The sequence below is a fragment of the Nonomuraea maritima genome (genome assembly GCF_900100395.1).
GTDB classification, from domain to species: Bacteria; Actinomycetota; Actinomycetes; order Streptosporangiales; family Streptosporangiaceae; genus Nonomuraea; species Nonomuraea maritima.
This window is the reverse complement of the sequence record NZ_FNFB01000034.1, coordinates 68,029-81,145: the sequence shown is the minus strand read 5'-3', so window position 1 is coordinate 81,145 and position 13,117 is coordinate 68,029. Positions and strand designations below refer to the sequence as shown.

Sequence of the window (13,117 nt, the reverse complement as noted above, 5' to 3'; positions counted from 1 at the left end):
CCAGGGCCGACAGATCCCGTTGAGGACCCAAGGTCAGTCAGTCGCTGGGTCAGACCCTGGCGGGAGACGCTCATCTACATCATCACTGTCAGTCGTTCATGACGCCGTAGGAGTCGGCGCGGAACAGGAACGACGCCCACGAGCGGTACGGACGCCAGGACTCGGCGAGTTTCCTGTAGGACGACGGTGGTGCGTCCTCCGCCAGGCCGTACGCCTCGCGCAGGAGGGCGAACAGTCGCGGTTCGTCGCCGGGGAACGCGTCGGGCGCGCCCGCGCCGCGGATCAGGATGAGCCCGGCGGAGAACGGGCCCACCCCGGGCAGTGCGCGCAGCTGCGCGAGGGCCTCCTCGGGGGTGAGCGAGCGCAGGTGCTCGGTGGTGAGCAGGCCGTCGAGGGCGGCCCTCGCCAGCCCGCGCAGCCACTCCTCCTTCTGCGCCGGCAGACCGAGGGCTCCGGCCTCCAGCAGGCTCACGGGCGGGGGGAAGACGGTGCAGTCGTGGCCGTCGACGACGACCGTCGCGCCGTACCGTTCGGCGATGCGCTGCTTGAGGCGGGCGGCGATCAGCATCGAGGAGCGCTGCACGATCACCGCCCAGCAGGCCGCCTCCCACGGGCTCCAGAAGCACACCGGCCGCAGCCCGGGGCGGCGTCGCTGCAGGTCGCCGAGCACCGGGTCGGCCTCGCCGAGCTTGGCGAAGCCCGTCCCGTCGACATCCAGGGACAGGATGCGGGCCACCTCGGCGCGGATGCCGGGCCCGGGGGCGCGCGTCGTGGCGACCTCCACCCCGCCGGGAACGCCTGTCACGCGCACGCCGATCGGCCGCCAGTCGCTCTCGGAGCAGTAGGCGAAGCGCAGCACCCGCCCGTCGGTGGGCAGCGCGCTGGTGGCCGGCCAGTCTTCGAGGAAGCGCAGGGAGGCGTCGAAGTCGAACGGCCCCTCGGCGGTGATCGTGAACCCGTGCGTGGACATGGGCGTATGGTAGGCCGCTCCTCGGCGGCCGGGTTCCGGCAGGACGCGGCGCACCATGGGTATGGGGTGTCCTGGAATAAGACGACGAGGGAGAGTGGTCAGCATGCGCGAACGGATCCTCGGGCGGCAGGGGCTCACGGCGTCGGAGCTGGGCTACGGCGCGATGGGCATCTCCATGGCGTACGGGCCGTCCGACGTCAAGGAGGGGATCGCGACCATCCGCCGCGCCCACGAGCTGGGCGTGACGTTCTTCGACACGGCCGAGCTGTACGGCCAGGGGGAGAACGAGCGGATCGTCGGCGAGGCGCTGGCGCCGGTCCGTGACGAGGTGGTCATCGCCACGAAGTTCGGCTTCGACTTCACCGGCACCCGCCCGAGCCGTTTCGACAGCCGTCCCGAGCACATCCGCGAGGTGGTGGACAACAGCCTGCGCAACCTGCGCGTGGACGTCATCGACGTGCTCTACCAGCACCGCGTCGACCCCGACGTGCCGATCGAGGACGTCGCGGGCACCGTCAAGGAGTTCGTGGACGCCGGGAAGGTGCGCTGGTTCGGGCTGAGCGAGGCGGGCGCCAACACCATCCGGCGGGCGCACGCGGAGCACCCCGTCTCGGTGCTGCAGACGGAGTACTCCCTGTTCGAACGGGACGTGGAGGCGCTCCTGCCGGTCGTGCGCGAGCTCGGCATCGGGTTCGTCGCCTACTCGCCGCTCGGCAGGGGGTTCCTGACCGGGCAGGCCAAGCCGGGCGCAGAGTACGACCCGGGTGACTTCCGCACCCGCGACCCGCGGTTCCAGCCGGGCAACTACGAGAAGAACCTGCGGGCCACCGAGCAGCTGACGGAGCTGGCCGCCGACATGGGGGCGAGCCTGGCGCAGCTCGCCCTGGCCTGGGTGCTCGCCCAGGGCGACGACATCGTGCCGATCCCCGGCACCCGCAACGCCAAACGGCTGGAGGAGAACATCGCGGCGGCCGACCTCGGGCTCGACCCCTCAGCTCTGGAGCGCATCGCTGAGATCCTGCCGCGTGGCGGGTTCGGCGCACGCTACCCGGAGGGAGCCTTGCCGTCCTGGGACTGAACAGGCCTCAGGCGAAACCGGTGAAAGCCCGTACGGGAGGGGTAGGGGCGGGCGTAGCCGGACGAACAGGGGGTTACGGTCATGGGCCGCATAGCAGAGTGGCTGAAGAAAGCCGAGGACCTGGCCAGAGGGCACTCCAGGCAGACCGACCAGATCCTGGAAAAGGCCGAGGAGTACGCGAAGGAGCGCACCGGCCACAAGTACGACGAGCACATCACCAAGGGCACGGACGCCGTCCAGCGCCGTTACGGCGGTGGCGAGGCGGAGAGGCAGGCGGGCGGGGAAGCGGGCGCGCAGTCCGAGCGGCCCCAGCCGCCGCCCCAGCGGCAGCCCGAGCCGTCGGAGGAGCACGAGCGGCGGACGCCGCCGCAGGGCTGAGGCGGTGACCGGACGGGCCGGCGGTGTTCCCGCCGGCCCGTCCGGCGTGGACGGTTCAGGAGCGCGCGTCGTCCAGGACCTTCTGCGCGTCGCGCTCGAACGACGCCCGGGCCCCGAGCGTCACCAGGCCGCCCACCACCATGGGGACGACCAGGATGTACATGCCTCCGACGAGCGAGCCGAGCTGGTCGGAGGCGATGCCGACGACCAGGGAGCCGAACGCCCCGCCGGCCGTGATGAGCAGCTGCAGGACGGCGAAGCCGAGGCCGCGCGCCGCGGCCGGGACGACGTCCGCCAGGCACGCCGTCATGTTCGGGATGGCGATCGACATGAGCGAGGACGACAGCAGCACGAGAGCCGTGAGGGCGCCGATCGAGCTCGTGGCCAGCGCTCCGGCCAGGACGAGCGAGCCCGCGGTGATGCCGAGGCCGCCGGCGAGCAGGCGGCCGCCCTTGCGGGTGCCGTGCCACGTCCTGCCCAGCCACGACCCGACCAGGGTGCCGGTGAGCGTGCCGACGATGGTGATGAGGCCGCTCAGCGACCCGGCCGTGCCGACGCTGACGCCGTACGAGCGCACCATGAGGGTGGGCATCCAGTAGAAGATCCCGGCCAGGCCCAGGGTGAGGAACGACAGGCCGATGCAGACGAAGACGAGCGTCGGGATCCTGACGACCTGGCCGAACTGCCGCCAGAAGGGCGGCTTGGCCACGTCGGGGGCGGGCTCGGTCGAGGGGGCGGCCGGGTCGCCGGTGGCGACCAGCCGGTCCAGCTCGCCGCGGCGCGGCTCGCGCAGCATCCAGACGAGCAGGGCCGTGAGCACGCCTGGCACGACCATGACGAGGAACGCCGTACGCCATCCGAAGGCCTCTGCCAGCACGCCGCCGAGCAGTGTGCCGATGCCGCCGAGGTAGGTGGTGACGCGGGTGAGCCCGTACGCCTTGGCGCGGCTGGCGGGCGGGTAGTAGTCGGCGAGCAGGCTGCCCGCCGCCGGGTTGTCGATGTTCTCGGCCGCGGCGAGGACGACGCGCATCATGTAGAACATCGCGAAGCCGGTCGCGAGGCCGGAGCCGAGGGTGGCGACGGCCCAGATGAAGACGACTATCGCGATGATGCGCGTACGGCTGAAGCGGTCGGCCAGGTAGCCGGCGGGAAGGGCCACGACGGCGGCGGCGAGGGCGGCGGCCGTGGGGATGGAGCCGGCGGCTGTGTCGCTGAAGCCCCATTCCGCCTGGATCAGGGGGAGCACTCCGGACAGGAGGTTGCTCTCGATCCTGTCCACGAGCCCGACGATGAACAGCACGATGAGGGGCGCCCAACCGAATGGGGCGCGGGACTGCGCGTCGATGGTGCCAGTACGCGGCGAACCGAACGTGCCGACCATGCCCACCCTTTCGCTAGGAGATCCTAGAATTGCGTTCTAGGGCAATATTCTAGACAGAGTGGCAGAAGTCACAGCGTTCGTAAATGGGTGATTACTGGGAAATTTCTGGACTCGTGAGCTCCTGTACGGTGTGCGCATGGTCAAGGGGGCACTGCTCGTCGCGGGCACCACGTCCGACGCCGGAAAAAGCGTCGTCACCGCCGGGATCTGCCGCTGGCTGGCCCGTCAGGGCGTCCGCGTGGCGCCGTACAAGGCCCAGAACATGTCGCTCAACTCGTACGTCACCGCCGACGGCGCCGAGATCGGCCGGGCGCAGGTCGTCCAGGCGCAGGCCGCGGGCCTCGAACCCGTCGCCGACATGAACCCGATCCTGCTCAAGCCGGGCAGCGACCGCCGCAGCCAGGTCGTCCTCATGGGCAAGCCCGTCGCCGACGTGGACGCCATGGAGTACGGCGAGCTGAAGGACATGCTGCGCGCCACCGCCCTGGAAGCGCTCACCCGGCTCAGGAAGCAGTACGACGTCGTGGTGTGCGAGGGCGCGGGCAGCCCCGCCGAGATCAACCTGCGCCGGGGCGACATCGCCAACATGGGCCTCGCCAGGGCCGCGAACCTGCCGGTGATCGTGGTCGGCGACATCGACAGGGGCGGGGTCTTCGCCGCGTTCTACGGCACGGTCGGCCTGCTCGACGCCGCCGACCAGGCGCACGTCGCCGGGTTCGTGGTCAACAAGTTCAGGGGCGCGAAAGAGCTGCTGGATCCCGGCCTCGACATGCTGCGGCGGATGACCGGGCGCGAGGTGTACGGCGTCCTGCCCTGGCTCGACGGGCTCTGGATGGACGTCGAGGACTCCCTCGCCCTCGACGGCCGGCGGGTCACCTCAGGCGCGCCGCACGGCCGGCAGACCCTCCGCGTGGCCGTCGTCCGGCTGCCGCGCATCTCCAACTTCACCGACGTCGACGCACTGGCCGCCGAACCCGGCGTGACCGTCCGCTTCGTCACCGACCCGGCCGAGCTGGACGACGCCGACCTCGTCGTGCTGCCCGGCTCCCGGGCCACCGTCGCCGACCTGGCCTGGCTGCGCGAGCGCGGCCTCGCGGCGGCGATCCGCGCGCGGCGCGGGCCCGTCCTCGGGATCTGCGGCGGGTTCCAGATGCTGGCGCGCGAGATCGTCGACGAGGTCGAGTCGGGCGCGGGCCGGGTCGAGGGGCTGGACCTGCTGCCCGTACGGATCACGTTCGCGCCGGACAAACGCCTCGCCCGTCCCGTCGGCGAGGCGTACGGCGAGCAGGTGCGGGCCTACGAGATCCACCACGGGGTGGCGGAGGTGGAGGGCGGGGAGCCGTTCCTCGACGGCTGCCGGGTGGGCGACGTCTGGGGCACCACCTGGCACGGCGCCCTGGAGAACGACGGCTTCCGGCGCGCCTTCCTGGCCGACGTGGCCGAGCGGGCGGGCCGGGCGTTCGTCCCCGCGCCCGCCACCGACTTCGCGCGGCTGCGCGAGGACCGCCTGGACGCGCTCGGCGACCTGGTCGAGCGGCACCTCGACACCGACGCCCTGCTCCGACTCATCGACAACGGCCCGCCGGAGCTGCCGACCCTGCCGCCAGGAGCGCCCGTCTAGAACAGCTTCGTGGTCACCTTCGAGGGGGCGGGAGCCTTGATCGAGACCTTGGCGCCCCACTTGGTGTAGCGGCTGTCGACCGTGACGGCGTCGGTCTCCGAGTTCTCGGTCGTCGTCCACGTGCTCCGCAGCCTGCTGACGAGCCCGCCCGAGGTCAGCCAGAGGGTGTAGCCGACCTTCACCCCGTTGTCCTGGTTGCGGATCCGCGCGACCCAGGGCGAGACCTTCTTGAGGTCTCCCACGGTGATCGTGCCGGTGACGGAGTTCTTGTCCCGCTTGCCCTTCCTGAGCAGGGCGGCCAGCGTCTTCGGCTCCGCCGCGTTGATGATCTGCGCGGCGCCGCCGGGGTAGCCGCCGCCGGTGGTGGTCTTGTACCAGGGCTTCTTCTTGTCCTTCAGGACGATGCTCAGCACGCCTCCGGAGCGGTAGACCGTCTTGCCGATCCCGATGACCCGCTCCGGCTCCTGGCCGCCCTCCATCGTGATGTCGTAGCCCGACAGGCCCTTCCTGCCGAACTGGAAGACGCCCTTGTTCCCGCCGTACTCGCGCGCGTCGGTGCCGTCCGACCAGCTCACCTTCTCGACGAAGTACACGCCGCGTCCGGGCTTGAGCTTGGCCTGGAGCGCGCGGACGGGGTCCGCGGCGCTCTGCGTGGCCGCCTGTACGGGGGCGACGCTCACTAAGACGGTCGCGCCCGCGGCCATGAGAATCGCGATCTTCTTCATGGCAGGTGATCGTGCCCGGCGCTGATCACGGTAAGGGGACGGGACAGCGTCGATCCGCGTTCCGGAAGGGAAGAGCTCGGCAGACTGCCGGATTCGCCCAGTGACGCGACACCCCCGCGGGCGGGACCATGCGGCCATGACAGCAGTGGTGCAGGCCGAAGGGCTGACCAAGTACTACGGCAGGCGCCGGGGCCTGGAGGACCTCACGCTCGACATCCAGCCGGGCGAGATCTTCGGCTACCTCGGCCCGAACGGCGCCGGCAAGACCACGACGATCCGGTTGCTGCTCGACGTGATCAGGCCCACCCGGGGCCGCGTCCAGGTGCTCGGCGGTGATCCCCGCGACCCGGCCGTGCGGGCGAGGATCGGCTACCTGCCGGGCGAGCTCGCGCTGGAGGGCCACGAGCGGGCCCGCGACTACCTCCGCTTCCTCGGCCGCGTCCGCGGCGGCGTGCCCGCCTCCCGCATCGAGGAGCTGGCCGAGCGGTTTGAGGCCGACCTGTCGGTGCAGATGGGCAAACTCTCCAAGGGCAACAAGCAGAAGGTCGGGCTGATCCAGGCGTTCATGCACGAGCCGGAGTTCCTCATCCTGGACGAGCCGACCGGCGGGCTCGACCCGCTGGTGCAGCACGAGTTCCTGGCCATGCTGCGCGAGGTGCGCAGGTCCGGCCGTACCGTGCTCATGTCCTCCCACGTGCTCGCCGAGGTCGAGAGCGTCTCCGACCGCGTCGGGATCGTGCGTGGCGGCCGCCTCGTGGCCGTCGAGAATGTGGCCGCGCTGCGCGAGAAGGCGGTGCGCCGGATGGAGCTGCACTTCGACGCACCCGTCCCCGCCGCGGACTTCGAGGGCCTGGCCGGCGTGCGCGACGTGCGCGTGGAGGGCGCCGGCGTGCGGTGCACCATCGACGGCCGCCCCGACGCGCTCATCAAGGCGGCGGCCCGCCACACCGTGGTCCACATGGTGAGCGCGGAGCCGGACCTCGAAGAGATCTTCCTGACCTACTACAGCGACGAGGAGCAGCACAGTGCTCGCCAAGAGTCTGCGTGACAGCCGCCGGACCCTCGTCTGGTGGTCCATCGGCCTCTGCGCGTTCATGGGGCTCTACCTGGGCGTGTACAACTCCGTCCGGGAAAGCCCCGAGGTGTACGGCCCGGCGGCGTTGGCCAAGTTCCCCGGGGCGCTCAGGGACCTCATGGGGCTGCAGGACTTCCTGTCCGGCACCGGCTACCTGCAGTCGGCCGTCTACCAGGTGTTCGTGCCGATGCTGTTCGTCGTGTGCGCGACGACGCTGGCCAACCGGGCGATCGCCCAGCCCGAGGAGTCGGGCACGCTCGAACTGGTCCTCACGCTGCCGGTGGACCGGCGGCGGCTGGTGCTGCAGCGGTGGGCCGCGCTCGTCGTGTCGCTGCTCGTCGTGGCCGTCGTGACGCTGGCCGTCGCGTGGGCGCTGAGCGCCGCCCTGACCATGGGGGTGCCGTTCGGCAGGATCCTCGCCGCGCACACCGGGATGTTCCTGCTCGCGCTGCTGTTCGGCACGGTCGCGCTGGCCCTCGGCGCCGCCACCGGACGCCGGGTCGTCGCCTCCGCCGCCGTCGGGGTGTGGCTGGTCGCAGGGTACGTCGTCGTCACCATGGGCAGCGGCGTCGACGCCGTGGCGTGGCTGAAGTGGTTCTCCCCGTACCACTACTACATCGACGGCAGGCCGCTGTACGAGGGACTGCCCGTCGGTGACTACCTTGTTCTCGCGGGCGCGACGGTCGTGTTCGCGCTCACCGCGGCGCTCGCCTTCGACAGGCGTGACGTAGGAGTCTGATGGCGATCTCCGACCTGCCCGCCGACCTGCCCGCCGACCTGCTCGGCGGGCACCGGCAGGCGCTGGCCGGTTGCGCCGCGACCGGGCGCTTACCGGACCGCGAGACGATCGAGGCGTACCGCGCGGCCGGCGTCCGCGCCGCCGAACTCGGGGTTCCGCTGCGCACCCTCGTCGACCAGGCCCTCGCCGCCGGCGAGGACCTGCCTTCGCAGGCTCAGTTGCTGCCCGCGCTGCGCAGGGCGGTCTCCGCGCTGATGGCCGGTTACGAAGGAGCCCAGCTCGCCGCGATCCGGCGGGAGGACGACGCCCGCAGGCAGTTCGTGGACGACCTGCTCCAGGGCCGGGCCGAACGCCTCGCCGAGCGGGCCGAGCACTTCGGGCTGCGCCTCGCCGAGTCGTACGTCGTGGCCGTGGCCCGGGGGCTGCGCGACGGCGAGCAGGACCGGATCGAGCGCGAGCTGATCGCCCGGTTCGGCTCGCACAACGTGCTGGTCGCCGTGCGCGACGAGCTGCTCGTGTGCGTCGTCCCCGGCAGCCTGCCCGCAGCCGTGGGGGAGTTCACCCATCACGTACGCGCCCGCTTCCCGCCCGGCTGGCGGGTCGGGGTCGGGCGGCCGCATCGCGGGCCGGGCGGCGTGGTGACGTCCTACCGGGAGGCCGCGCAGGCGCTGGAGCTGGCCGACCGGCTCGGGCTCAGGCTCGACGTGGTCAAGGCCGCCGACCTGCTGGTCTTCCCCGTGCTGCTGCGCGACAGGGGCGCGATCGAGGACCTGGTGACCAGCGTGCTCGACCCGCTGCTGCGCGCGCGGGGCGGGCACGAGCCGCTGCTGGAGACGCTGGAGGCGGTGTTCGCCTCGCACGGCAACCAATCGGCCGCCGCGCGGCGGCTGGGGGTGAGCGCGCGGGCGGTGACGTACCGGCTGGAGCGGATCAGGCGGCTGACGGGCTTCTCGCCGGACGACCCGACGCAGCGTTTCACCCTGGAGACCGCCGTCCTCGGCGCCCGCCTCCTCGACTGGCCCCAGGGCTTCGCAACGTCCGGCTGACGGGTGTCAGAGCAGCGCCCGATGCTAGGACGCGTGGCTCAGGCCGTCCGGTTTTGTGCACCCCGGCGAGCACAGCGAAGGTCGCTCATTGCACGCGCGCCATACACCACCGTCAGGGCCAGGTAAAGCCTCGGACATTTGAGCACAGTGATTCTCCAGGTCATTACCTGTACATTCGGAGCCTGCGATGGCGCTGTGGCTGGCGGTAGAGGGGTGCCTGTGGAGGACCGGTCCAAAGCTAAGTGGCAGCTCTACACCACTCCATCCGGGGCTGAAGTCGTCAGCAAGGAGATCCATGAGGTTCTCCAGGGGAAGCCTCCTCTGCTCGAGCTGGGCCACCTGATGCAGCGCATCGAGGACGGCAATGTGCTGGATCGAGACGTAAAGCACCTGGGTAGAGGCCTCAAAGAAGCCCGTCTGAGCTACGCAGGCAACGAGTACCGCCTGTACTACACCGTGCTGACAGACGGTGAGCACCTGCTGCTCGGTCTGAAGTTCCACAAGAAGGGCGGCGGCGCTCAGAAGCGAGCCATCGATGCGGCGCGGGATCGGCTGGCCGAATGGCGAAGCAGAATATAAGGTTAAACCGATAGTGGGAGGTAGGCGTGGACCGCGACATCGCCGCACTGCTCGGGATTGACCCTGATGATCCCGAAGTTCAGCGTGAGAGCGCAGCCGTCGAGCGAGACATGCGTCTCATCGAGGCCTTGGTCGGTGTGCGCAAGCAACTGGGCCTCACTCAGGCGGAGGTGGCCGAGAGAATGGGGCGAAGCCAGCCTGCCGTCTCCGACTTCGAACGGGTTGGCGGGGATCCCCGCATGTCCACGATCAGGCGCTATGCGCTGGCGGTGGGCGCTGAGGTGTGCTACATCGTGCGGACGCAAGGCATGGCTTCCGGCACCACATCGGCGCCGGCTCACGTCGTCATCCACGGAGCGGCGGGCGCTATAGGCGCTGCCCCCACGCGTGGGGCAGGTGCGCTGGAGCTGAAGAGGGCTGCCTCCTGATGGAAGGCTTTCTCGTTCTGAGCGATGCCGCCAGCACCGATGTCGCAACAGGGAAGATCAACCTGCTCGGAGCGGGTTGGTCGGTCACGGGGCCTGTGGTCCCGATGGCGGCTGTTGCTGGTTTCCTTCGCATCCCATGGGATGACGTCGAGGGAAAGATCTCTTTCGTGGTGCGGCTCCAGGACGAAGAGGGGCGGCCCGTTCGGCCTTTCGCCGACAACGATGGGGTCCTCTCCTTCCATGGTGAGTTCGCACCCCATGCTGATCAATCGGAGCCGATAGGAAGACGGGTCCCGTTGACCCTCAGCTTTGCCATCCAGATCCCACCGCTGCCCCTGGCTGCCGGTCGCGTCTACGAGTGGATCTTGGAAGTAAACGATGCTGAGGTCGCCTCCGCACGGTTCGTGGTCAGGGGGGAGCCGCCCACAGAGGGTGCGCAGGCGGGGGCGAAGGAAGAGGCTCTGGGTTCAGGCGTTCTGATCGACTGATAGCCGGTGTGGTCACGCACCTCGGCCGAGGTGCGTGCTGATCCGCGGACCGATCAGCCAGGGGGCGGCGACGTACCGGCTGGAGCGTTCAGGCGGCCGGCGGGGGTCAGGGCGTGTGGCTCGTGGCGAGGCGGACGCCGAAGCCGACGATCACCAGGCCGGTGAGCCGGTCGAGGAACCGGCGCACGCCCGGCGAGCGCAGGAACCCGCTCATCCACGAGGCGAACAGGATCAGCAGCGCGCTCCACAGCAGCCCCTCGGTCACGTGCACCCCGGCGAGCAGCAGCCCCATGAGCGCGTGCGGCGCGCCCTCAGGCATGAACTGCGGCAGCATCGCCACGTAGAACACCCCGACCTTGGGGTTGAGCAGGTTGGTGAGCAGCCCGCGGCGCAGGCCCGCGCCGAAGCGCAGCTCCTCGCGCGCGTCCTCGCTGTCACCGGGCACCGACCGGGTGAGCAGCATGCGCAGCCCCATCCAGACGAGGTAGGCCGCCCCGGCCCAGCGCAGCACCTCGTACGCCAGTTGCGAGGCGGCCAGGAGCGCCGACAGCCCGGCCGCCGTGAGCAGCCCCCAGGAGAGCGTGCCGAGCTGGATGCCCAGCGTCACTCCCCAGGCCGGACGCCGACCGGCGAGCAGCGACGTGCGCAGGACCAATGCCGTGTCGAGACCGGGTGTCACCGTCAGCAGCGCCACCACGGCGGCGAACGACAGCATTGATCCTGCTATGTCCATGGGGTCAGGGTATGAGAAGCAGCTTCCCGTGGGTACGTCGCCCGGCCAGGTCCTCGTGGGCCTGCCGCGCGTCGGCGAGCGGGTAGCGGTGCGAGATGGAGATCCGCAACTGCCCCGACGAGATCCAGCCGAACAGGTCGGAGGCCCGCCGCAGCAGCTCCTCGCGGTCGGCGATGTAGTGGATGAGGGTCGGCCTGGTGAGGAAGAGCGAGCCCTGCCTGTTCAGGACCTGCGGATCGACCGGCGGTACGGGGCCGCTCGCGGCGCCGTACAGGGCCATGAGGCCGCGCGGGCGCAGCACCTCGAGGCCGCCGTCGAACGTGGTCCTGCCGACGCCGTCGTACACGACGTCGATCGAGCGGCGCAGCGGCTCGACGAAGCCGTCGTAGCGCAGGACCTCGTCCGCGCCCGCCTCGCGGGCCAGCTTCTCCTTCTCGCTGGTGGAGACCGTGGTGAAGACGGTGGCCCCCTTGAGCTTGGCGAGCTGGACGAGCAGCTGCCCCATGCCGCCGGCCCCGGCGTGGACGAGCACCCGGTCGCCCTCGCGCACCTCGTGGGTGGAGTGGGTGAGGTAGTGGGCCGTCATGCCCTGCAGCATCGCGGCGGCGGCCACGTCGGCGGATACGCCGTCCGGCACCGGCACCGCCCGCGCGGCCGGGACCACCGCCTTCTCGGCGTAACTGCCCAGCACGTTGGCCCACGCGACCGTGTCGCCCACGGCCACACCCTCAACCCCGGGACCGACGGCGGACACCGTCCCGGCCCCCTCCGACCCGATGGAGGTGGGCAGGTCGAGCGGGTACGCGCCCGAGCGGTGGTAGATGTCGATGAAGTTCACCCCGCTGGCGGCGACGTCGACCACGAGCTCCCCGTCACCGGGAACCGGGTCGGGACGTTCGACATATTCAAGAACCTCTGGACCGCCCTGGGCGGAGACGATGATGGCATGCATACCCCATAGTCAACTCCGCCCGCCCCCCACACTCCACACCCACCCACCGACCACTCACCACCCCCACCCCCCCAGTCGGCCTTCTTTTTCGTGCCGTCGCGCATACGCTGCTCGGTTGCCGCTGCCCGCCTGCGCGGGCGCCCCCGGACCGTTCAGCGGGCTGCGACGGCAGGCTGCTGCGGTACGTCGACATGCGGGTCGGTGACCGCAGGGGACGGGCGTTGCGTTCATGTGGTGGTGCGGATCCTGGCCGTGTGGTCGGCGTACATCCGCCTGCCGAGCAGGCGCCACATGAGGCGGGCCGGTGGCGGCATCGAGCGCAGGAACCACGCCTGCTCGCGTTCGGTGGCGTCCTCCAGGACGACCCCGGCGAGCAGCAGCTTCGCCTTCAGGCCCGCGGGGCCGTTGGCCATCGCGGCGTGCTGGGGCGCGAGCCACTCCGGCACGGTCAGGTGCTCGTGGATGAGCGGCAGGACGGCGCGTTCCTCGAGGTCGAGGTGGTCCTCCAACGCCGCCTCCAGGCGCAGCAGGAAGTCGGTCACCCGGTCACGGAGCCGCGCGTCCGCCGCACGCGACCAGTCCGTGAGATGCGAACGGATCGCCTCGACCAGGTCGGCGACGACCTCGTGCTGCGCCTCCATGGTCTGCACCAGCTGCTCCTCCAAGGGGACGCGCTGCCGCAGCAGCGGCCAGAGCAGGGCGTCCTCGCCCTCGTGGTGCTCGTGCAGCATGTCGAGGACCAGCAGCGCATGACCGGCCAGGACGCCGGCCCGCCCGGTGTCACCGGCGGCGACCTTGGACAGCAGCACGGGCAGCAGGCTGAGCTCCCGGCGCAGCGCCTTGTGGATGACCTTCATCTGTGCGGTCTCCGGCTTGTCCCGGGGCGCGGAGGGGTCGATCAGGTTATCCGTCGTCATGGTCATA

Annotated in this window: 15 protein-coding genes; 9 read left to right on the top strand and 6 right to left on the bottom strand. The window is 70.7% G+C overall.

Annotation, left to right across the window (positions count from 1 at the left end):
- Positions 1-88: 88 nt before the first annotated feature.
- The gene (locus BLR04_RS34320; RefSeq protein ID WP_090773208.1) at positions 89-970 is read right to left on the bottom strand and encodes a DNA-3-methyladenine glycosylase family protein; all 882 of its coding nucleotides are present in this window, start codon (positions 968-970) and stop codon (positions 89-91) included.
- A 103-nt stretch (positions 971-1,073) separates the two neighbouring features.
- On the opposite strand from BLR04_RS34320, the gene BLR04_RS34315 reads away from it, so the two are divergent.
- Together BLR04_RS34315 and BLR04_RS34310 are read left to right on the top strand one after the other, a co-directional pair.
- The gene (locus tag BLR04_RS34315) at positions 1,074-2,048 is read left to right on the top strand and encodes an aldo/keto reductase (RefSeq protein WP_090773232.1); all 975 of its coding nucleotides are present in this window, start codon (positions 1,074-1,076) and stop codon (positions 2,046-2,048) included.
- Between the two features lie 81 nt (positions 2,049-2,129).
- Positions 2,130-2,426 carry an antitoxin gene (locus BLR04_RS34310; RefSeq protein ID WP_090773206.1) on the top strand — a complete coding sequence of 99 codons (297 nt, stop codon included), beginning with the start codon at positions 2,130-2,132 and terminating at the stop codon, positions 2,424-2,426.
- 55 nt (positions 2,427-2,481) lie between these two features.
- Here the strand turns inward: BLR04_RS34310 and BLR04_RS34305 are convergent, their stop codons facing one another.
- A complete protein-coding gene (locus tag BLR04_RS34305; protein WP_090773204.1) occupies positions 2,482-3,807 on the bottom strand; it encodes an MFS transporter in 1,326 nt (441 codons plus the stop codon).
- 136 nt (positions 3,808-3,943) lie between these two features.
- On the opposite strand from BLR04_RS34305, the gene BLR04_RS34300 reads away from it, so the two are divergent.
- On the top strand, positions 3,944-5,428 hold the full coding sequence (locus BLR04_RS34300; protein ID WP_090773230.1) for a cobyric acid synthase: 1,485 nt from the start codon (positions 3,944-3,946) through the stop codon (positions 5,426-5,428).
- Here BLR04_RS34300 and BLR04_RS34295 read toward each other — a convergent pair.
- Positions 5,425-6,153 (bottom strand): hypothetical protein, encoded by a 729-nt coding sequence (locus tag BLR04_RS34295; RefSeq protein ID WP_090773202.1) that lies wholly within the window; start codon positions 6,151-6,153, stop codon positions 5,425-5,427. The two genes, BLR04_RS34300 and BLR04_RS34295, sit on opposite strands and share 4 nt — an antisense overlap.
- A gap of 136 nt (positions 6,154-6,289) precedes the next feature.
- On the opposite strand from BLR04_RS34295, the gene BLR04_RS34290 reads away from it, so the two are divergent.
- The 6 genes from BLR04_RS34290 to BLR04_RS34265 all read left to right on the top strand — a co-directional run bounded on the left by BLR04_RS34290 (position 6,290) and on the right by BLR04_RS34265 (position 10,508).
- A complete protein-coding gene (locus BLR04_RS34290) occupies positions 6,290-7,201 on the top strand; it encodes an ABC transporter ATP-binding protein (RefSeq protein ID WP_090773200.1) in 912 nt (303 codons plus the stop codon).
- Positions 7,179-7,967 carry an ABC transporter permease subunit gene (locus BLR04_RS34285; protein WP_090773198.1) on the top strand — a complete coding sequence of 263 codons (789 nt, stop codon included), beginning with the start codon at positions 7,179-7,181 and terminating at the stop codon, positions 7,965-7,967. The genes BLR04_RS34290 and BLR04_RS34285 overlap by 23 nt, the downstream gene beginning before the upstream one ends.
- Positions 7,967-9,013 carry a helix-turn-helix domain-containing protein gene (locus tag BLR04_RS34280; RefSeq protein WP_090773196.1) on the top strand — a complete coding sequence of 349 codons (1,047 nt, stop codon included), beginning with the start codon at positions 7,967-7,969 and terminating at the stop codon, positions 9,011-9,013. Before BLR04_RS34285 ends, BLR04_RS34280 begins: the two co-directional genes overlap by 1 nt.
- Before the next feature lie 219 nt (positions 9,014-9,232).
- Entirely contained in the window at positions 9,233-9,592 is a 360-nt protein-coding gene (locus tag BLR04_RS34275) for a type II toxin-antitoxin system RelE/ParE family toxin (RefSeq protein ID WP_090773194.1), read from the top strand.
- 26 nt (positions 9,593-9,618) lie between these two features.
- The gene (locus BLR04_RS34270) at positions 9,619-10,020 is read left to right on the top strand and encodes a helix-turn-helix domain-containing protein (protein ID WP_245740846.1); all 402 of its coding nucleotides are present in this window, start codon (positions 9,619-9,621) and stop codon (positions 10,018-10,020) included.
- Complete coding sequence (locus BLR04_RS34265; RefSeq protein WP_090773193.1) at positions 10,020-10,508, top strand: DUF6941 family protein; 489 nt, start codon at positions 10,020-10,022, stop codon at positions 10,506-10,508. The genes BLR04_RS34270 and BLR04_RS34265 overlap by 1 nt, the downstream gene beginning before the upstream one ends.
- 106 nt (positions 10,509-10,614) lie before the next feature.
- Here the strand turns inward: BLR04_RS34265 and BLR04_RS34260 are convergent, their stop codons facing one another.
- From BLR04_RS34260 to BLR04_RS34250, 3 genes are all read right to left on the bottom strand, one after another.
- Positions 10,615-11,241 (bottom strand): LysE family translocator, encoded by a 627-nt coding sequence (locus tag BLR04_RS34260; protein WP_090773191.1) that lies wholly within the window; start codon positions 11,239-11,241, stop codon positions 10,615-10,617.
- Between the two features lie 4 nt (positions 11,242-11,245).
- Positions 11,246-12,193: a quinone oxidoreductase family protein gene (locus tag BLR04_RS34255; RefSeq protein WP_090773189.1), complete on the bottom strand. Its 948-nt coding sequence runs from the start codon at positions 12,191-12,193 to the stop codon at positions 11,246-11,248.
- Positions 12,194-12,420: 227 nt separating this feature from the next.
- Entirely contained in the window at positions 12,421-13,110 is a 690-nt protein-coding gene (locus BLR04_RS34250) for a hemerythrin domain-containing protein (protein ID WP_176903421.1), read from the bottom strand.
- Between the last annotated feature and the right edge of the window lie 7 nt (positions 13,111-13,117).

Excerpts from the sequence above, each read along its gene's own strand:
- BLR04_RS34320 (WP_090773208.1), bottom strand. The coding sequence starts at position 970 with ATGTCCACGCACGGGTTCACGATCACCGCCGAGGGGCCGTTCGACTTC.
- BLR04_RS34315 (WP_090773232.1), top strand. The coding sequence starts at position 1,074 with ATGCGCGAACGGATCCTCGGGCGGCAGGGGCTCACGGCGTCGGAGCTG.
- BLR04_RS34305 (WP_090773204.1), bottom strand. The coding sequence starts at position 3,807 with ATGGTCGGCACGTTCGGTTCGCCGCGTACTGGCACCATCGACGCGCAG.
- BLR04_RS34250 (WP_176903421.1), bottom strand. The coding sequence starts at position 13,110 with ATGACGACGGATAACCTGATCGACCCCTCCGCGCCCCGGGACAAGCCG.
- BLR04_RS34255 (WP_090773189.1), bottom strand. The coding sequence starts at position 12,193 with ATGCATGCCATCATCGTCTCCGCCCAGGGCGGTCCAGAGGTTCTTGAA.
- BLR04_RS34290 (WP_090773200.1), top strand. The coding sequence starts at position 6,290 with ATGACAGCAGTGGTGCAGGCCGAAGGGCTGACCAAGTACTACGGCAGG.
- BLR04_RS34265 (WP_090773193.1), top strand. The coding sequence starts at position 10,020 with ATGGAAGGCTTTCTCGTTCTGAGCGATGCCGCCAGCACCGATGTCGCA.
- BLR04_RS34300 (WP_090773230.1), top strand. The coding sequence starts at position 3,944 with ATGGTCAAGGGGGCACTGCTCGTCGCGGGCACCACGTCCGACGCCGGA.
- BLR04_RS34295 (WP_090773202.1), bottom strand. The coding sequence starts at position 6,153 with ATGAAGAAGATCGCGATTCTCATGGCCGCGGGCGCGACCGTCTTAGTG.
- BLR04_RS34260 (WP_090773191.1), bottom strand. The coding sequence starts at position 11,241 with ATGGACATAGCAGGATCAATGCTGTCGTTCGCCGCCGTGGTGGCGCTG.
- BLR04_RS34310 (WP_090773206.1), top strand. The coding sequence starts at position 2,130 with ATGGGCCGCATAGCAGAGTGGCTGAAGAAAGCCGAGGACCTGGCCAGA.
- BLR04_RS34280 (WP_090773196.1), top strand. The coding sequence starts at position 7,967 with ATGGCGATCTCCGACCTGCCCGCCGACCTGCCCGCCGACCTGCTCGGC.